At 68.8% G+C, this 17,835-nt stretch carries 21 protein-coding genes; 2 read left to right on the forward strand and 19 right to left on the reverse strand.

Going from position 1 to position 17,835, the window contains the following annotated elements; all coding sequences use genetic code 11:
- Positions 1-2 precede the first annotated feature (2 nt).
- The 5 genes from ccmE to ccmA form a co-directional block, all read right to left on the reverse strand.
- Positions 3-485, reverse strand: a complete 483-nt coding sequence (gene ccmE / locus FG99_RS03840) for a cytochrome c maturation protein CcmE (RefSeq protein ID WP_009621129.1) — start codon at positions 483-485, stop codon at positions 3-5.
- Positions 482-658 carry a heme exporter protein CcmD gene (gene ccmD, locus FG99_RS03845; protein ID WP_009621127.1) on the reverse strand — a complete coding sequence of 59 codons (177 nt, stop codon included), beginning with the start codon at positions 656-658 and terminating at the stop codon, positions 482-484. Before ccmD ends, ccmE begins: the two co-directional genes overlap by 4 nt.
- Positions 655-1,401 (reverse strand): heme ABC transporter permease, encoded by a 747-nt coding sequence (locus FG99_RS03850; RefSeq protein WP_099049042.1) that lies wholly within the window; start codon positions 1,399-1,401, stop codon positions 655-657. The genes ccmD and FG99_RS03850 overlap by 4 nt, the downstream gene beginning before the upstream one ends.
- A gap of 64 nt (positions 1,402-1,465) precedes the next feature.
- Positions 1,466-2,137, reverse strand: coding sequence for a heme exporter protein CcmB (ccmB, locus tag FG99_RS03855; RefSeq protein WP_043267427.1), 672 nt, complete (start codon positions 2,135-2,137; stop codon positions 1,466-1,468).
- Positions 2,134-2,805 (reverse strand): cytochrome c biogenesis heme-transporting ATPase CcmA, encoded by a 672-nt coding sequence (ccmA, locus tag FG99_RS03860; protein ID WP_141766221.1) that lies wholly within the window; start codon positions 2,803-2,805, stop codon positions 2,134-2,136. Before ccmA ends, ccmB begins: the two co-directional genes overlap by 4 nt.
- Before the next feature lie 176 nt (positions 2,806-2,981).
- Between ccmA and FG99_RS03865 the strand changes: the two genes are divergently transcribed.
- Both FG99_RS03865 and FG99_RS03870 read left to right on the forward strand, forming a co-directional pair.
- A complete protein-coding gene (locus FG99_RS03865) occupies positions 2,982-4,562 on the forward strand; it encodes a flagellar hook-length control protein FliK (RefSeq protein WP_043267429.1) in 1,581 nt (526 codons plus the stop codon).
- Entirely contained in the window at positions 4,559-4,873 is a 315-nt protein-coding gene (locus tag FG99_RS03870; RefSeq protein WP_009621117.1) for an EscU/YscU/HrcU family type III secretion system export apparatus switch protein, read from the forward strand. Before FG99_RS03865 ends, FG99_RS03870 begins: the two co-directional genes overlap by 4 nt.
- Positions 4,874-4,942: 69 nt before the next feature.
- Here FG99_RS03870 and FG99_RS03875 read toward each other — a convergent pair whose 3' ends face one another.
- From FG99_RS03875 to flhF, 14 genes are all read right to left on the reverse strand, one after another.
- Positions 4,943-5,473, reverse strand: coding sequence for a hypothetical protein (locus tag FG99_RS03875; RefSeq protein ID WP_051878429.1), 531 nt, complete (start codon positions 5,471-5,473; stop codon positions 4,943-4,945).
- A 77-nt stretch (positions 5,474-5,550) separates the two neighbouring features.
- Positions 5,551-5,961 carry a DUF2802 domain-containing protein gene (locus FG99_RS03880; RefSeq protein ID WP_009621113.1) on the reverse strand — a complete coding sequence of 137 codons (411 nt, stop codon included), beginning with the start codon at positions 5,959-5,961 and terminating at the stop codon, positions 5,551-5,553.
- 1 nt (position 5,962) lies between these two features.
- Positions 5,963-6,442 carry a chemotaxis protein CheW gene (locus FG99_RS03885; protein ID WP_009621111.1) on the reverse strand — a complete coding sequence of 160 codons (480 nt, stop codon included), beginning with the start codon at positions 6,440-6,442 and terminating at the stop codon, positions 5,963-5,965.
- 74 nt (positions 6,443-6,516) lie between these two features.
- Complete coding sequence (locus FG99_RS03890; RefSeq protein WP_043267431.1) at positions 6,517-7,392, reverse strand: CheW domain-containing protein; 876 nt, start codon at positions 7,390-7,392, stop codon at positions 6,517-6,519.
- A gap of 83 nt (positions 7,393-7,475) precedes the next feature.
- On the reverse strand, positions 7,476-8,264 hold the full coding sequence (locus tag FG99_RS03895; protein ID WP_009621108.1) for a ParA family protein: 789 nt from the start codon (positions 8,262-8,264) through the stop codon (positions 7,476-7,478).
- A 46-nt stretch (positions 8,265-8,310) separates the two neighbouring features.
- Entirely contained in the window at positions 8,311-9,195 is an 885-nt protein-coding gene (motD, locus tag FG99_RS03900) for a flagellar motor protein MotD (RefSeq protein ID WP_043267433.1), read from the reverse strand.
- Between the two features lie 13 nt (positions 9,196-9,208).
- A complete protein-coding gene (locus FG99_RS03905; RefSeq protein ID WP_009621106.1) occupies positions 9,209-9,949 on the reverse strand; it encodes a flagellar motor protein in 741 nt (246 codons plus the stop codon).
- Positions 9,949-11,043 carry a protein-glutamate methylesterase/protein-glutamine glutaminase gene (locus FG99_RS03910; protein ID WP_043267435.1) on the reverse strand — a complete coding sequence of 365 codons (1,095 nt, stop codon included), beginning with the start codon at positions 11,041-11,043 and terminating at the stop codon, positions 9,949-9,951. The genes FG99_RS03905 and FG99_RS03910 overlap by 1 nt, the downstream gene beginning before the upstream one ends.
- Before the next feature lie 52 nt (positions 11,044-11,095).
- Positions 11,096-13,366: a chemotaxis protein CheA gene (locus tag FG99_RS03915; RefSeq protein ID WP_043267437.1), complete on the reverse strand. Its 2,271-nt coding sequence runs from the start codon at positions 13,364-13,366 to the stop codon at positions 11,096-11,098.
- 30 nt (positions 13,367-13,396) lie between these two features.
- Positions 13,397-14,185 carry a protein phosphatase CheZ gene (locus FG99_RS03920; RefSeq protein ID WP_009621100.1) on the reverse strand — a complete coding sequence of 263 codons (789 nt, stop codon included), beginning with the start codon at positions 14,183-14,185 and terminating at the stop codon, positions 13,397-13,399.
- A gap of 19 nt (positions 14,186-14,204) precedes the next feature.
- Positions 14,205-14,579 (reverse strand): chemotaxis response regulator CheY, encoded by a 375-nt coding sequence (locus FG99_RS03925; protein WP_009621098.1) that lies wholly within the window; start codon positions 14,577-14,579, stop codon positions 14,205-14,207.
- Positions 14,580-14,804: 225 nt separating this feature from the next.
- Complete coding sequence (gene fliA, locus FG99_RS03930; RefSeq protein ID WP_043267440.1) at positions 14,805-15,548, reverse strand: RNA polymerase sigma factor FliA; 744 nt, start codon at positions 15,546-15,548, stop codon at positions 14,805-14,807.
- Positions 15,545-16,396 carry a flagellar synthesis regulator FleN gene (gene fleN / locus FG99_RS03935; RefSeq protein WP_370311049.1) on the reverse strand — a complete coding sequence of 284 codons (852 nt, stop codon included), beginning with the start codon at positions 16,394-16,396 and terminating at the stop codon, positions 15,545-15,547. Before fleN ends, fliA begins: the two co-directional genes overlap by 4 nt.
- Positions 16,397-16,523: 127 nt before the next feature.
- On the reverse strand, positions 16,524-17,828 hold the full coding sequence (gene flhF / locus FG99_RS03940; protein WP_043267444.1) for a flagellar biosynthesis GTPase FlhF: 1,305 nt from the start codon (positions 17,826-17,828) through the stop codon (positions 16,524-16,526).
- Positions 17,829-17,835: the final 7 nt, after the last annotated feature.

Genomic DNA, 17,835 nt, shown 5'->3' on the forward strand with positions numbered 1-17,835 from the left:
CGTCAGTTGCTCCCCTGGGCCGCGGCGCCGGGCTGGCCGCCCTGCTGGTATTCACCGAGCTTGCCGCTGTCCTTCAGCGCCTTGGTGACTTCCGGCGGCATGTATTTCTCGTCGTGCTTGGCCAGCACCTCGTCGGCGGTCAGCACGCCGCTCTCGTCGAGCTTGCCGAGGGCGACGATGCCCTGCCCTTCGCGGAACAGGTCCGGGAGGATGCCGCGATACTTCACCGTGACTTCCTTGGCGAAGTCGGTGACCACGAATTCCACGTCCAGGGAGTCGGCCGAGCGTTTCAGCGAGCCCTTCTCGACCATGCCGCCGGCGCGGATGCGCGTGTCGTGCGGCGCTTCGCCGTTGGCGATCTGCGTCGGCGTGTAGAACAGGTTGATGTTCTGCTGCAGCGCGGACAGCGCCAGGGCCACGGCAACGCCGACACCGGCGACGATGGCGAGGACGATGTACAGACGCTTCTTGCGGACCGGATTCACTTGCTGGCCTCCCGGCGCAGACGGCGCGCCTCTTCTTGCAGGTAACGCTTGCGCGCCAGGATGGGCGCGGCCACGTTGATCGCCAGCACCACCAGGCTGATGGCGTAGGCCGACCACACGTAGGGGCCGTGGTGGCCCATGGCGAGGAATTCGCCGAAGGAATGGAAACTCATAGCGCGCGCTCCACCTCAGCCTTGACCCAGGACGCGCGGGCTTCGCGCTTGAGCACTTCCAGGCGCATGCGCATCAGCAGCACGGCGGCGAAGAAGCAGTAGAAGCCGAGCACCATCAGCAGCAGCGGAATCCACATCTCCGGCGGCATCGGCGGCTTCTCGGTGAGGGTGAAGGTGGCCGGCTGGTGCAGGGTGTTCCACCACTCCACGGAGAACTTGATGATCGGGATGTTGACCACCCCGACGATGGCCAGCACCGCGCTGGCCTTGGCCGCGCTGTCGCGGTTGCCGATGGCCTGGCCGAGGGCGATGACGCCGAAATAGAGGAACAGCAGGATCAGCATCGAGGTCAGGCGCGCGTCCCACACCCACCAGGCGCCCCAGGTCGGCTTGCCCCAGATGGCTCCGGTGACCAGGGCGACGAAGGTCATCCAGGCGCCGATGGGCGCGGCGCACTGCACGGCGACGTCGGCGATCTTCATCTTCCAGATCAGGCCGATGGCGCCGGCCACCGCCAGCATCACGTAGCAGGACTGCGCCAGGAAGGCCGCCGGCACATGGATGTAGATGATGCGGAAGCTGTCGCCCTGCTGGTAGTCCGGCGGCGCGAAGGCCAGGCCCCAGACGAGGCCGACGGCCATCAGCAACGCGGCGGCGACGGCGAACCAGGGCAGCCAGCGTCCGCTGATCTCGTAGAACCACTTGGGCGACCCAAGCTTGTGAAACCAAGTCCAGTTCATCATCAGGCTCTGTGTGTCAGGGCACTTTTTTCTAGTGCCGGCGCCGCTCCAGCGGCACCGGCAGGCGTCATTCGCCCACGCTGATCTTCAGGCCGGCAGCGATGGCGAAGGGCGTCAGCGTCAATGCTAACGCCGTCAGGCTGGCCAACCAGAGCAGGTGCCCGGCGGTCGGCAGCCCCTGCAGCGAGGCCTGGAGGGCACCGCTGCCGAGAATCAGTACGGGGATGTACAGCGGCAGGATCAGCAGCGCCAGCAGCAGCCCTCCGCGCTTGAGCCCCACGGTCAGCGCCGCGCCGACCGCGCCGAGCAGGCTCAGCACCGGGGTGCCGAGCAACAGCGACAGCAGCAGCACCGGCAGGCAGCGTACCGGCAAACCCAGCATCAGGGCCAGCAGCGGCGACAGCAGGACCAGGGCCAGCCCCGAAACCAGCCAGTGTGCCAGCACCTTGGCCAGGACCAGAAGAGGCAGGGGGTGCGACGAAAGGACCCACTGTTCCAGGGAGCCGTCCTCGAAATCGCTGCGGAACAGGCCGTCCAGCGACAGCAGCACCGCCAGCAGCGCCGCCACCCACACCAGGCCGGGCGAGAGGTCCTGCAGCATCCGGGTTTCCGGGCCGACGGCCAGGGGGAACAGGGCGATGACGATGGCGAAGAACACCAGCGGGTTGGCCAGCTCCGCCGGGCGGCGGAACTGCAGGCGCGCCTCGCGGGCCAGGAGCAGGCCGAAGACGTTGCTCATGCGCCCTCCCCGGCCGTTTCGCGGGCGTGCTGGCCGAGGTCCAGGTCGCGATAGCCGCTGGGCATGCGGCTCAGCGTGTGGTGAGTGGTGAGCACCACCAGCCCGCCGTCCTCGCAGTGCCGCGCCAGGTGCTCTTCGAGCTGGGCGACGCCCTGCTTGTCGAGGGCGGTGAAGGGTTCGTCGAGGATCCACAGCGGCGGCGCGTCCAGGTACAGGCGCGCCAGGGCGACGCGGCGCTGCTGGCCGGCGGACAGGGTGTGGCAGGGCACGTCCTCGAAACCGCGCAGGCCGACCGCCTCCAGGGCGCGCCAAATCGCCGTCTTGTCCGCCGGCTGGTGCAGGGCGCAGAGCCAGGCGAGGTTCTCCTCGGCGCTGAGCAGGCCCTTGATGCCGGCGGCGTGGCCGATCCACAGCAGGTTGCGCGCCAGTTCGCCGCGCTGTTCCTCCAGCGGCCGGCCGTTCAGGCGCACCTGCCCGGCGGTGGGCTGCATCAGCCCGCAGAGCAGGCGCAGCAGGCTGGTCTTGCCGCTGCCGTTGGGGCCGACCACCTGCAGCATCTCGCCGGCGGCCAGGCGCAGGTCCAGGCGCTCGAAGAGCATGCGCCAGTCCCGCTCGCAGGCGAGCGCCACGGTTTCGAGAAGCGGGCTGGTCAAGGCATCGGCACCCATCGGGAAAATCGAAATCAGGCTAAAGTCGGTGCAGCGCAGGCCGCTATAGTGGCCACGGGCGGCGCATTATACACGCCTGTTTCCGGCCCCGGCGCCGGCAATTTCGACAGCTTGTTAAGGCTTTTCAGGCATTCGCCGCCCCCGCGACGATGCGCCGCAAGCCCTGAAGGACGCAGATGCCGAGCGAGATTGGCGCTTCCCGCCCGCTCCCCATGGCCACGGCCAGCCGCTCCGTGCAGAACGCCGCGCAGCTGTCGCTCACGCTCGCCCGCAGCCTGGGCGACCTGCTGCCGCCCGGGCAGAGCGCCCAGGCCGAGGTGCTGGGCGTGAAGCAGGCGGCCTACAACTTCCAGCTGCTGCTGCGCCTGACCCTGGCTGGCGGCCAGCAGACGCTGGTCACCGCCGAGAGCCCGCAGGCCCTGCCCCAGGGCAGCACCCTGAACATCTCCGCCCTGAGCGCCACCAGCCTGGCCGCCACCCTGCTCTCCAGCGCCCAGCAGGCGCTGGGCGACCTGCCGCCGCTGGACAGCCTCGACCTGGAACAACTGCCGGTGGGCAGCCTGCTGCAGGGCAAGGTACTGTCCAGCACGCCCCAGGGCGGCACCCCGGCGCAGCCGGCCAGCTACCGGGTGCTGCTCAGCCTGCTCGGCGGCCCCCTGGCCGGCCGCCTGCTGGACATCGACTCGGCGCGCCCGCTGAAGGCCGGCAGCCTGCTCAGCGCCCAGGTCCAGGACAGCCGCGCCCTGCTCTTCCTGCCCCTGGCCGGGCGCCTCGACCGCCTCGAACTGACCAGCCAGCTGGGCACCCAGCAGGCCCGCCAGGCCTCGACCGAGGGCCTGCTCGACAACTTGCTGGCGCTGAAGGCCGGCAACCAGTTGCCCGAGACCCTGCGCGGCGCCGTCGAGCGCCTGCTCGCCGGCCTGCCCGACGTGCGCCAGTTGAGCGACGCCAAGGGCCTGGCCCAGGCCCTGCAACAGAGCGGCGGCTTCCTCGAGGCGCGCCTGCTGCAGGGACTGGCGCCGCTGCCGGGCGACTTCAAGGCCAACCTGCTGCGCCTGCTCGGCCAACTGCTGCCCGCCGAACAGGGCAACGCCACGCCGGGCCTGCTGGCGAACCTCGCCAACAACGCCGCCGCCAACCTGGCCAGCAGCCTGCCGGCGTTCGTGCGCAATGCCCTGGGCGCGCTCAACCAGAACGGCAGCCCGCGCCTGCAGCAGGCGGATTTCCCTCTGCCCTCGCGCATGCTGCAGAAGCTGGAAGACGAAGACGACCTGGAGTCGCTGCTGAAACTGGCCGCGGCCGCCGTGGCGCGGCTGCAGACGCACCAGCTGAGCAGCCTGGTGCAGAGCGAGCCGCTGCGTGGCGGCGGCCAACTGCACACCTGGCAGATGGAGGTGCCCATGCGCACCGAGGATTCGCTGGTACCGCTGCAGGTGCGCATCCAGCACGAGGACCGGCGCGAATCCAACGACCCGGAACAGCCGCGGGAAAGCCTGTGGCGCATCGACCTGGCCTTCGACCTCGACCCGCTGGGGCCGCTGCAGGTCCAGGCCACCCTGGCGCCGCTGGGCCTGAGCAGCCAGTTCTGGGCCGAACGCGAAAGCACCGCGAGCCTGATGGAAAGCGAACTCGGCTACCTGCGCCAGCGCCTGCAGGACGCCGGCTTCACCGTGCGCGAACTGTGCTGCAACAAAGGCCGCGCGCCACAAGGCGCACGCACCGCGCTGGAACAACGCTGGGTGGACGAAAAGGCATGAAGAAACAGACTGCGCCGCGCCAGGCCATCGCCCTCAACTACGACGGGCAGAACACCCCGACGCTGAGCGCCAAGGGCGACGCCGAATTGGCCGAAGCCATCCTCGCCATCGCCCGCGAACACGAGGTGCCGATCTACGAGAACGGAGAACTGGTGCGCCTGCTGGCCCGCCTGGAACTGGGCGACGCCATCCCCGAGCCGCTGTACCGCACCCTGGCGGAGATCATCGCCTTCGCCTGGTACCTCAAGGGCAAGAGCCCGCCGCCGCGAGCGCCGCAGGACGCCGCGAAGGCCTTGATGTTGCGGCCCTAGAGAAACAACGAAGGCACTTCGGGGTGAAGTGCCTTCGCTATCGATGGCATGGCTTGGCGAACGCCAGCCCTATCCGCGCGCCGGCCACTCCGGCATGCCGTGGACCGGCTTCAGCGACGGGGCTTCGCTGGGAACCAGCGGATGGGCACCCGGGAAGCTTCCCTGGTCGGCTTCGGAATAGTCGACGAGGCTGGCGACCACCGCGCGCAGCTGGCCGAGGCTGAAGGGCCGTTCCAGCACCTGCAGCAGCGGCACGTGCTGGTTCCAGGCCCAGTCCAGCAGTTCGCGGCGCTGCGTGTCGCTGAAGCTGCCGACCAGCAGGAACTGCTGGATCTGCGGGTTGCGGCTCAGGTGCAGCAGGGTCGCGAGGTCGTCCTCGCAAAGGCTGAACTTGTCATAGATGAACAGGTTGTAGTGCTGCCCGCCGGACAGCGCCTGGTCCACCTCGGCCAGGCTCACGCACAGGCTCAGGTGGAAGACTTCCAGGCGGTTCAGCAGGATGCCGTACTGCTGCAGACAGCCGGGATGCGGGCAGAACACCAGGGTGCGGCGCGACAGCGGCAACATGGCGATTTCCTCGAAGATGGCGACAGCAGCCACTGTAAAGACAGCTTCTGAGGAAAGAGATCGGACAAATCCGAAAAGCACCTAAGGGTATACCGAGCGGCCGCCCGGCATCATTCCTCGGGCTTGTGGCCGCTGTGCAGGCGGGTGATCAGCTCCGCCTCGGCCTGGGACAGCCCGCAGGCCTGGGCCAGGTCGGCGGCCGAGGCGCCCATCCCGGCCAGGCGCGCGGCCTGGCTGAAGGACAGGCTGGTGGGGTCGCGCTGCTCCAGGCGCGCCAGGCGCTCGGGCAGGTTGGCCAGTTGCTTGCGCAGCTCGCCCAGCTCCTCGCCCATGCGCACGTTGACGCGCTGGTAGGCCTCGCTGCGCTTGGCCAGCTCCTTCAGGCGCTGTTCCAGGGCGGCCTGGCGCGTGGCCTGCTCGGCCAGTTGCGCGGCCTGGCGGCGCTGCCCCTGCAGCAGCCAGGCGCAGAAGCCGCCCAGCCCAAGGCAGGCGACGGCGAGCAGGATGACGAGCTCGAGCACCTCAGATGCTCTCCAGCTCCGACCACTCTTCCTCGGTCATCATCTTGTCCAGCTCGACCAGGATCAGCAGCTCGCCGTTCTTGTTGCACACGCCCTGGATGAACTTGGCCGACTCGTCGTTGCCGACGTTGGGCGCGGTCTCGATCTCCGACTGGCGCAGGTAGACCACCTCGGCGACGCTGTCGACCAGGATGCCCACCACCTGCTTGTCCGCCTCGATGATGACGATGCGGGTGTTGTCCGAGACCGGCGCCGGGGCCAGGCCGAAGCGCTGGCGGGTGTCGATGACGGTGACCACGTTGCCGCGCAGGTTGATGATCCCCAGCACGTAGCTGGGCGCGCCCGGCACCGGGGCGATCTCGGTGTAGCGCAGCACTTCCTGGACCTGCATCACGTTGATGCCATAGGTCTCGTTGTCCAGACGGAAGGTGACCCACTGCAGGATCGGATCCTCGGCACCTTGCGCAGACGTCTTGTTCATATCCCTAGCCTCTCGTGTTCGGCCACGCTTGAAGGGTAGCGCGGCGGTTGTCGTTCAATTGCGTTGCCGGCCCGTCAGTGACGGGCCTGGCTGCGGAGCGCGCCGCTGTCGATCAGCCCGGCCAGGGCCGAAACGTCGAGCAGCGCGCACATCTGTTCGATCACCGTGCCGGCCAGCCACGGGCGTTGCTGGCGCTGGCTGCGCCATTTCACCTCGGACGGGTCCAGGCGCACCGAGCGGCTGACCTGGTGCACCGCCAGGCCCCATTCGTAGCCCTGCACGGAGATCACGTACTGCAGGCCCTCGCGGTAGTCGTCGCGGTAGCGCTCGGGCATCACCCAGCGCGCGGTGTCCAGCACCTTCAGGTTGCCCGACTGGCTGGGCAGGATGCCGAGGAACCAGTCCGGCTGGCCGAACAGCGGCGTCAGTTCCTTGCCGGCCAGCGGGTAGATCGAGCCCAGGCACACCAGCGGCACCGCCAGGGTCAGCCCGGCGACGTCGAACAGCAGGCACTCGAAGGGCTCGGCGGCCCACTCCGGGCGGCCGTCGTCGAGCAGCGCCAGCGGCGCCGGGGGCATCTGCGCGCTGCCCGGGCGGTGCAGGTCGATCACCTCGTCGGCCGCTTCCACCGGCAGCGCGGATTCGATCACCGGCTCGACGGGCAGCGGAACCTCGGCCAGCGGCAGCGGAACAGCGGCACGGGTGACCCGGTGGGCATCGCGCACCTGCTCCTCGAGCACCGCGGCCTCGAACTCGTCGAGGCTGACGCTGCTGACGGGCTCGGGCTCGGCAACCGGCGCGGGTGCCGGCACGGCGGCCAGGACCGGGGCGGCCGGCGCGGGGGCCGGCGCCTCGACCTCGAAATCGTCGAATGTGGCCTCCTGCAGCAGCGCGTCCAGGTAGGACTGCAGCGCGAGCTGGGGGCGTGTGGCGGTAGCGGAACGGCTCATGCAGAAAATCCGCGCAAAGGGTTCACCCAGTCTATCGGCTGGACCGGGCCCGGACTTGAAGGCAGCCGTCGGAAAAACATCGCTCAGGCCACCTGGCTCGCCGGCACCTGGCCGAGCAGGTGCTTGAGCAGCGCGCGGTAGGCGATCACCCCGCGGCTGTTGGCGTCGTGGCGCGACGGCACCACGCCGTGGCGGCTGGCGTCGCGCAGGCGGGTGTCGATCGGGATGAACGCCGGCCAGAGGGTCTCCGGGTAGGTGTCGCGCAGCATGCGCAGGGCGCCGATGGAGGCCTGGGTGCGGCGGTCGAACAGCGTCGGCACTATGCTGAAGGGCAGCGCCTGGCGCCGCGAGCGGTTGACCATGTTGAGGGTGTTGACCATGCGCTCCAGGCCCTTCAGGGCGAGGAACTCGGTCTGCACCGGGATCACCAGGTGCTGGCTGGCGGCCATGGCGTTGACCATCAGCACGCCCAGCAGCGGCGGGCTGTCGATGATGGCGTGGTCGAAGTCCTGCCACAGCTGCGCCAGGGCCTTGGAGATCACCAGGCCCAGGCCGTTCTGCCCGGGCGACTGGCGTTCCAGGGTGGCCAGGGCGGTGCTCGACGGCAGCAGGGCGATCTTCTCGTGGCTGGTGGGCAGCAGCAGTTGCCGCGGCAGGCCCTCGGGCACCGCGCCCTGGTGCTGGAACAGGTCGAAGACGCTGTGCTCCAGGGTGTCCGGATCGTGCCCGAAGTAGCTGGTCATGGAGCCGTGGGGGTCGAGGTCGACCACCACCACGCGCTTGCCGGCGTCGGCCAGCAGGCCGGCCAGGGCGATGGACGAGGTGGTCTTGCCGACGCCGCCCTTCTGGTTGGCTACCGCCCAGACTTTCATGCTGCTCTCCCCGGTCCGTATGCTCGGTTCATGTACTTCATCTTTCTCAGCTTCCAGGAGTCGGCGCCGGCGGCGGGGAATTGACGCCTCCGGCCGCGGGCGCACCACTGGCAGCCACCGGTGCAGGTTGCGTGCCAGCCTGGCGCAGGGCGCCGTCGGGCTGCGCCTTGGCGCTGCCCACGCCGCTCACGCTGCGGCGCACTTCCAGGTTGCGGGAGATCACCAGCACCACCCGGCGGTTGCGCGCGCGGCCCTCGGCGCTGGCGTTGTCCGCCACCGGCTGGAACTCGCCGTAGCCCACCGCGGCCAGGCGCGAGGGGGCGACACCGTCCTGGGCCAGCAGGCGGACTATGCTCGCTGCCCGCGCCGTGGACAACTCCCAGTTGGTGGGATACTGGGCGTTGTGAATGGGCACGTTGTCGGTGAAGCCCTCGACGTGGATGGGGTTCTGGTAGGGCGCCAGAATCCTGGCGACCTTCTCGACGATGCCGAAGGCGGCGTCCGCCGGCATGGCGTCGCCGCTGGGGAACAGCAGGCTGGAGTTGAGGGTGATCTCGATCCACAGTTCGTTGCCGCGCACGCTCAGCTGGTCGCTGCCGATCAGGTCGCCGAACTGCTCGCGCACGGCGTCGGCGATCTGCGTCAGCGGGTCGCCGTCGACGTTGTCGTCGCCGCCCTGCTGCATGGCGTCGTTGGGCTGCTGGGTGGTGCGCGGGCGGTCGTCGCCCACCGGGATCGGCTTGATCGAACGGTCCGGCTGGTTGAACACGCCGGTCAGCGTCTCGGAGAGGATCTTGTACTTGCCCTCGTTGATCGAGGAGATGGAGTACATGACCACGAAGAAGGCGAACAGCAGGGTGATGAAGTCCGCGTAGGACACCAGCCAGCGCTCGTGATTCTCGTGCTCCTCGCGGGGCGGTCGACGGGCCATGGCGCAGCGCCCCTCAGCCGACGAAGCCTTGCAGCTTCAGTTCGATGGAGCGCGGGTTCTCGCCCTCGGCGATGGACAGCAGGCCTTCCATGAGCATCTCGCGGTAGCTGGACTGGCGCAGCACCAGGCTCTTGAGCTTGTTGCCCACCGGCAGCAGCAGCAGGTTGGCCATGCCCACGCCGTAGATGGTGGCGACGAAGGCCACGGCGATACCGTTGCCCAGCTGGCTGGGGTCGGCCAGGTTGCCCATCACGTGGATCAGGCCCATGACCGCGCCGATGATGCCGATGGTCGGCGCATAGCCGCCCATGGCCTCGAACACCTTGGCGGCCTGCAGGTCGCGGCCTTCCTGGTTGAACAGGTCGACTTCGAGGATGCTGCGGATGGCCTCCGGCTCCACGCCGTCCACCAGCAGCTGCAGGCCCTTGCGGGCGTAGGGGTCGGGCTCGGCGTCGGCGATGGTCTCCAGGCCCAGCAGGCCTTCCTTGCGCGCGGTCATGCTCCAGCCCACCACGCGGTTGATGCCGCCGGCCAGGTCGACCTTCGGCGGCAGCACTATCCAGCGCAGCAGGCTCAGGGCGCGCTTGAGCACCAGCACCGGGGTCTGCACCAGGGCCGCGGCCAGGGTGCCGCCGACCACGATGAGCGCCGCCGGGCCGTTGGCCAGGGCGCCGATGTGCCCACCCTCGAGGAAGTTGCCGCCGATGATGGCGACCAGCGCGAGGATCAGGCCGACCAGGCTCAGCACATCCATCAGCCACAGGCCTCGGAGAGGTGCCGGCCGATGTCGTCGAGGCTGTACACGGCGTCGGCCAGGCCGGCCTTGGCGATGGCCATGGGCATGCCGTAGATCACGCAGCTGGCCTCGTCCTGGGCCCACACCTGGCTGCCGCTCTGCTTGAGCATGCGCGCGCCCTCGCGGCCGTCGGCGCCCATGCCGGTGAGCACCACCGCCAGGACCTTGTCGCCGTAGGCCTTGGACGCCGAGCCGAAGGTGACGTCGACGCAGGGCTTGTAGTTCAGGCGCTCGTCGCCGGGGAGGATGCGCACCACCCCGCGCGAGTCGATCATCATCTGCTTGCCGCCGGGCGCCAGCAGGGCCAGGCCGGGGCGCAGGTGGTCGCCGTCCTCGGCTTCCTTGACGCTGATCTTGCAGAGCTTGTCCAGGCGCTCGGCGAAGGCCTTGGTGAAGGCCGCCGGCATGTGCTGGATGAGCACCAGCGGCGCGGGGAAGTTGGCCGGCAGTTGGGTCAGCACCCGCTGCAAGGCTACCGGCCCACCGGTGGAAGTACCGATGGCGACCAGCCGGTAGGGCTTACGCTTTGGCGCCGTGGAGGCCGCCGGGGCCGAGGCAGGCGCCGGCTGTGTGGAGGCGCGCGGCGCGGCGCTGGCCGGCGCCGGGGCGCTGGCGCTGCTGCTCGGCGTGCTGAGGACGGAGGCATAGCGGCGGTTGGCGCGGGCGATGCTGTGGACCTTCTCGCAGAGCAGCTGGCGCACCTTCTCGGGGGTGCGCGAGATGTCCTCGAAGTTCTTCGGCAGGTAGTCCACCGCGCCGGCGTCCAGGGCGTCGAGGGTGACGCGGGCGCCTTCGTGGGTCAGCGAGGAGAACATCAGGACCGGCGTCGGGCAGCGCTGCATGATGTTGCGCACCGCGGTGATGCCGTCCATCAGCGGCATCTCGTAGTCCATGGTGATGACGTCGGGCTTGAGCGCCAGCGCCTGCTCGATCGCCTCGCGGCCGTTGGTGGCCGTGCCGACCACCTGGATCTGCGGGTCGGCGGAAAGAATCTCCGAGACGCGGCGGCGGAAGAATCCCGAATCGTCCACTACCAGGACTTTGACAGCCATAAACACTCCTGATTAAAGCCTTGCGGGCGCGCGGGCGTCCCCGCGCGCCGGATCAGATACGCCGCGCGTAGCGCTTGAGCATGCTCGGCACATCGAGGATCAACGCGATGCGCCCGTCGCCGGTGATGGTCGCCCCGGCCATGCCGGGGGTGCCCTGGAGCATCTTGCCCAGGGGCTTGATCACCACTTCTTCCTGGCCCACCAACTGGTCGACCACGAAGCCGATGCGCTGGGTGCCCACCGAGATGATCACCACGTGGCCCTCGCTGGATTCGTCGCACTCGGCGCCCGGCACCAGCCAGCGCTTGAGGTAGAACAGCGGCAGGGCCTTGTCGCGGACGATCACCACTTCCTGGCCGTCGACCACGTTGGTGCGCGACAGGTCGAGGTGGAAGATCTCGTTGACGTTGACCAGCGGGAAGGCGAAGGCCTGGTCGCCCAGCATCACCATCAGCGTCGGCATGATCGCCAGGGTCAGCGGCACCTTGATGACGATCTTCGAGCCCTGGCCCTTGGCCGAGTAGATGTTGATGATGCCGTTGAGCTGGGAAATCTTGGTCTTCACCACGTCCATGCCGACGCCGCGGCCGGACACGTCGGAAATCTCGGTCTTGGTCGAGAAGCCCGGGGCGAAGATCAGGTTGTAGCAGTCGGACTCGCTCAGGCGCTCGGCGGCGTCCTTGTCCAGCAGGCCCTTCTCCACCGCCTTGGCGCGGAGGATGTCCGGGTCCATGCCCTTGCCGTCGTCGGAGATCGACAGCAGGATGTGGTCGCCCTCCTGCTCGGCGGACAGCACCACCCGACCGCCACGCGCCTTGCCGGCGGCCTCGCGCTCCTCGGGCGACTCGATGCCGTGGTCCACGGCGTTGCGCACCAGGTGCACCAGCGGGTCGGCCAGGGCCTCGACGAGGTTCTTGTCCAGGTCGGTTTCCTCGCCCACCAGCTCCAGGTTGATCTCTTTCTTCAGGTTGCGCGCCAGGTCGCGCACCAGCCGCGGGAAGCGTCCGAAGACCTTCTTGATCGGCTGCATGCGCGTCTTCATCACCGACATCTGCAGGTCGGCGGTGACCACGTCGAGGTTGGCCACGGCCTTGGCCATGGCTTCGTCGCCGCTGTTGCTGCCCAGGCGCACCAGGCGGTTACGCACCAGCACCAGCTCGCCGACCATGTTCATGATCTCGTCCAGGCGCGCGGTGTCCACGCGCACCGTGGTTTCCGCCTCGCTGGCGCTCTTTTCGTGGGCCGGCGCGGGAGCCGCGGCCGGGCGCGGGCTCTCCGCGGGCTTGGCGGCCGGCTTGGGCGCGGGCTTGGGTTTGGCTACGGCGGCCGACTCGGCAGCCTTGGCCGGCGCGGGGGCGGCTTGGGGGGCCGGCGCGGCAGCGGCGTCGGCGCTGAACTTGCCCTTGCCGTGCAACTGGTCGAGCAGCGCTTCGAATTCGTCGTCGGTGATGTTGTCGCCGCCAGCGGCGGGCGCCTCGGCTTCGGCCGGCGCAGCGGAGGCGACAGGCGCGGCGGGTTCTTCCGTCGCACCGCCGAACTTGCCCTTGCCGTGCAGTTGGTCGAGCAGCGCCTCGAACTCGTCGTCGGTGATCTCGTCGCCAGCGGCCGGCGCTTCGGCCGGAGCGGGCGCGGCGGCCGGCTCTTCCGGCTGGCTGCTGGCGCCGCTGAACTGGCCCTTGCCATGCAACTGGTCGAGCAGCGCTTCGAATTCGTCGTCGGTGATCTCGTCGCCGGCGCCGGCAGCCTCGGCCTGTGGCGCTTCAGCCTGCGGCGGCTGTTCGGCCGGCGCGGCCTGGCTGCCCGGCTGCAGGGCGTCGAGCAGCTGCTCGAACTCGGCGTCGGTGATGTCGCCATAGGCGGCCGGCTCGGCGGCGGGCTGCGGCGCGGCGGCTTCTTCCTGTTCCTGGGGCGCGGCTTCGACGGCGTCGTCGTCGCCCGGCTCGGCCAGGCGCGCGAGCGCGGCGAGCAGTTCCGGGGTGGCAGGGGTCGGCTCTTCCTGGTCGCGGACCTGGGCGAACATGACGTTGACCGTGTCCAGCGCCTGCAGGACCACGTCCATCAGCTCGGAGGTGACGCGGCGCTCGCCCTTGCGCAGGATGTCGAAGACGTTCTCCGCGATGTGGCAGCACTCCACCAGGGCGTTCAGCTGAAGGAAGCCGGCGCCGCCCTTGACGGTGTGGAAACCACGGAAGATGGCATTGAGCAGGTCCATGTCGTCGGGCCGGCTTTCCAGCTCGACGAGTTGCTCGGACAGTTGCTCGAGAATCTCGCCGGCCTCCACCAGAAAGTCCTGGAGGATCTCATCATCGGCGTCGAAGCTCATTCGGTGCTCCCCACGGTGTGTTCACACACCTCAAAAACCAAGGCTGGACAACAGGTCATCGACATCGTCCTGACCGGATACGACGTCCACTCTCTTATCGGCAGCAACCTGCGGACCTTCACCCTTGGACGATCTTTCTTTTTCCACGGCCGTGCGCAGGCCCTCGTGGTCGTGCTCGATGCCGGCGTAGCGATCCACCTGCCCGGCCATCCAGACCAGCTTGACCAGGTTGCTCTCCACCTCGGTGACCAGCCTGGTGACGCGCTTGATCACCTGCCCGGTGAGGTCCTGGAAGTCCTGCGCCAGGAGGATGTCGTTCAGGTGCGCGGAGAGCTTGCGGCTGTCCTGGGCGCTGCTGTAGAGGAAGGCCTCGACGCGCTTGGCCAGTTCGCGGAAGGCCTCCGGGCCCAGCTCGCGGCGCATGAAGCGCGACCACTGTTCCTGCAGCTCCTTGGCCTCGCCCTCGATGTGGCCGACCAGCGGCGTGCACTCTTCCACCAGGTCCATGGTGCGGTTGGCCGCTTTCTCGGTCATCTGCACCACGTACGACAGGCGGTCGGTGGCGTCGGCGATCTGCGACATTTCCTCGGCGTGGCGCGAGCGCGGGTCGATCTGGAAATTGACGATGGCGTTGTGCAGCTCGCGGGTGAGCTTGCCGACCTCCTGGTAGAGGCCGCGGTCGCGGGCTTCGTTGAGCTCCTGGATGAGCTGCACGGCCTGCTGCACTTCGCCGCGCTCCAGGCTCTCGACCAATTCGCGCGCGTGTTTCTTCAGGGTCGACTCGAAGTCGCCCCCCTTGGATTCGTTGACGAGATCCATGACGCCCTCTTGGTCGGCTTCAGCCGCCGACCCGCTCGAATATCTTCTCGATCTTCTCTTTCAGCACCTGGGCGGTGAAAGGCTTGACCACGTAGCCGTTGACCCCGGCCTGGGCCGCTTCGATGATCTGGTCGCGCTTGGCCTCGGCGGTGACCATCAGCACCGGCAGGTGCTTCAGGCGCTCGTCGGCGCGCACCGCGCGCAACAGGTCGATGCCGGTCATGCCGGGCATGTTCCAGTCGGTGACGAGGAAGTCGAAGTTGCCGCTGTGCAGCATGGGCAGCGCGGTGGTGCCGTCATCGGCTTCCGCGGTGTTGGTGAACCCCAGGTCACGCAGGAGGTTCTTGATGATGCGCCTCATCGTGGAAAAGTCGTCCACGATGAGAATTTTCATGTTCTTGTCCAAACCTGCCTCCGTCCAGTCCCGGCGCGCCGTGGCGGGCGCGCCTTGAATACCCTTGGGCGGGCGCCCTTGGCGGCGCCTGCCGTGTTGCTTGTCGGTGGCGGGGTGCCCCGCCCTTTTCGCCGCCCTCATAGCAAAGGGCCAGCAGTGTCGAACCGACGGGATTCTATACGCCCCGCCGGAAAAAACCGTTACTTCCTTGCGCCCACCGGTCGCTCAGTGCGCCCGCCACTCCGAAAGCCGGGCCCGCAGGCGCGCGGCGCACTGGCTGTGCAGCTGGCTGACGCGCGACTCGCTGACCCCGAGCACCTCGCCGATCTCCTTGAGGTTCAGCTCCTCGTCGTAGTACAGCGCCAGCACCAGGCGCTCGCGCTCCGGCAGCTTGGTGATGGCGTCGGCCAGCGCCTGCTGGAAACGCTCGTCCTCCAGGCCGTGGGAGGGCTCGTTGTCCAGGTGCGTGGTGTCTTCCGCCGGGCCCTGGGCGCCTTCCTGCAGCAGGTCGTCGAAGCTGTACAGGCGGCTGCCCTGGGTGTCGCTCAGGATCGCGTAGTAATCGTCGAGACTCATATTGAGTTCGGCAGCGACCTCCTGATCTTTAGCATCGCGTCCGGTCCGCGCCTCGATGGTGCGGATGGCGTCACTCACCATGCGGGTGTTGCGGTGCACCGAACGCGGCGCCCAGTCGCCCTTGCGCACCTCGTCGAGCATGGCCCCGCGGATGCGGATGCCGGCGTACGTCTCGAAGCTGGCGCCCTTGCCCTGGTCGTACTTCTTCGCCGCCTCGAGCAGGCCGATCATCCCGGCCTGCATCAGGTCTTCCACCTGCACGCTGGCCGGCAGCCGGCCCAGCAGGTGGTAGGCGATCCGCTTGACCAGCGGCGCATAGCGCTGGATCAGTTCTTCCTGGGCATTGCGCGCCTGCGTCTTGCTGTACATAAGCGCTCCGGAGCCGCTCATCATACGGTCGAACCCGTGGTGGGATGCTGCACCAGGCGCTCCACGAAGAACTCCAGGTGCCCGCGCGGGTTGGCCGGCAGCGGCCAGCTGTCGACTTTCTGGGCGATGGCGCGGAAGGCCAGCGAGGCCTTGCTGCGCGGGAAGGCTTCATAGACCGAGCGCTGCTTCTGCACGGCCTTGCGCACCGACTCGTCGTAGGGGATGGCGCCGACGTACTGCAGCGCCACGTCGAGGAAGCGGTCGGTGACCTTGGTCAGCTTGGCGAACAGGTTGCGCCCTTCCTGCGGGCTGTGCGCCATGTTCGCCAGCACGCGGAAGCGCGTCATGCCGTAGTCGCGGTTCAGCAGCTTGATCAGCGCATAGGCATCGGTGATCGAGGTCGGTTCGTCGCAGACGACCAGCAGCACTTCCTGGGCCGCGCGGACGAAGCTGACCACCGAATCGCCGATGCCGGCGGCAGTGTCCACCAGCAGCACGTCGATGTTCTCGCTGATGTCGCTGAAGGCCTGGATCAGCCCGGCGTGCTGCATGGGCGAGAGCTGCACCATGCTCTGCGTGCCCGAGGCCGCCGGGACGATGCGGATGCCGCCGGGGCCCTGGAGGATGACGTCACGCAGGTCGCATTCGCCTTCGATGACGTCGGCCAGGGTGCGCTTGGGCGAAAGCCCCAGCAGCACGTCGACGTTGGCCAGGCCGAGGTCGGCGTCCAGCAGCATGACGCGGCGGCCGAGGTCGGCCAGCGCCATCGCCAGGTTCACCGAGACGTTGGTCTTGCCGACGCCACCCTTGCCACCGGTGACCGCGATTACCTGAACGGGATGCATACCCATAGTCTTACCTTGTCTCTTCATCGTCCCCGGCGCGGCTGGCGCCTGGGTCTGCCGGTCGCGGTGCTCTCCCGCCACCAGCGCTTACGGATCTGCTCGAGCATCCGTATCCGCCTGGCGCCCCCGCGTGCGGGGGCGCCCCTGGAATCCGTCAGCCGACGTGTCGCGCCGGCTGCTGATAGAGGCCGGCGAACATGCCGGCCATGGTGTCTTCGCACGGCTCCTCCGGAGCCTGCAGGCTGACCGCGCGGCTGACCAGCTGGTGCGCGCGCGCCACCTGCAGATCATCCGGAATTCGCGGCCCGTCCGCCAGATAGGCAACCGGCAAGCGTTGTGCTATCGCCAGCGCCAGGGCCTCGCCCAGACTGCCCGCCTCGTCCAGCTTGGTCAGTATGCAGCCGGCCAGGCCGCAGCTGCGATAGGCGTGCAAGGCGGCCTTGAGCACCTGGCTCTGGCTGGTCGCGGCCAGCACCAGGTAATTCTTCACGTTCAGGCTCTGCGCCGCCAGGGCTTCCAGCTGCATGCGCAGCGCCGGGTCGCTGGCCGGCAGGCCGGCGGTGTCGATCAGCACCAGGCGCTTGCCCGCCAGCGGCGCCATGGCCTGCAGCAGCGACTGGCCGGGGTCGACCAGGCTCACCGGCACGTTGAGGATGCGGCCCAGGGACTTGATCTGCTCCTGGGCGCCCAGGCGGAAGCTGTCCATGCTGACCAGCGCCAGGTTGTGCGCACCGTACTTGAGGACGTAGCGCGCCGCCAGCTTGGCCAGGGTGGTGGTCTTGCCCATGCCGGCCGGGCCGACCAGGGCGATCACCCCGCCCTGCTCCAGCAGGTCTTCTTCGGGGGTGCGGATCGAGCGCGCCAGGTGGGCCAGGAGCATGCGCCAGGCCTGCTTGGGCTCGGCGATGGAGGCCACGCGTTCGAGCAACTGGCGGCTCAGGTCCGCCGGCAGGCCCATGCGCTGCAGGCGGCGCCACAGGCCGGCCTGCTTCGGGCGCTGGTGCTGCAGCTGGCTCCAGGCGATGGAGCCCAGCTGCACTTCGAGCAGTTCGCGCAGGCCGTTGAGTTCGAAGCGCATGGCATCCAGCGCCTGCTGGCTGACGGCGGCCGGCGCGGCGGCGGGCGCCGGGGCGGCCATGGCCTCGGCCAGGCTCGGGCGCTTGGCCGGCTCGGCGCCGTACAATTGACGGTCCTTGCGCGCGGTGGCGGCGGCGCGCACCGGGCTGTCCAGCTCGGCGCGGGCCTGGGCGATGCGCGCCTGGGTCTGGCGCAGCTCGGCCTCCAGCGCCGGGTTCGGCTTGCTGGCCGCTGCCGGCGGTTGATAGTCCAGCGCCGCGGTCAGCTCGACACCGCCGGCGACCCGGCGGTTGCCGATGATGGCGGCATCCGCGCCCAGCTCGTCACGGACCAGTTTCATGGCCTGACGCATATCGGCGGCGAAGAAGCGTTTAACCTGCATGGCGCTG

The sequence above is a fragment of the Pseudomonas sp. AAC genome, assembly GCF_000725445.1.
GTDB lineage: Bacteria > Pseudomonadota > Gammaproteobacteria > Pseudomonadales > Pseudomonadaceae > Pseudomonas > Pseudomonas citronellolis.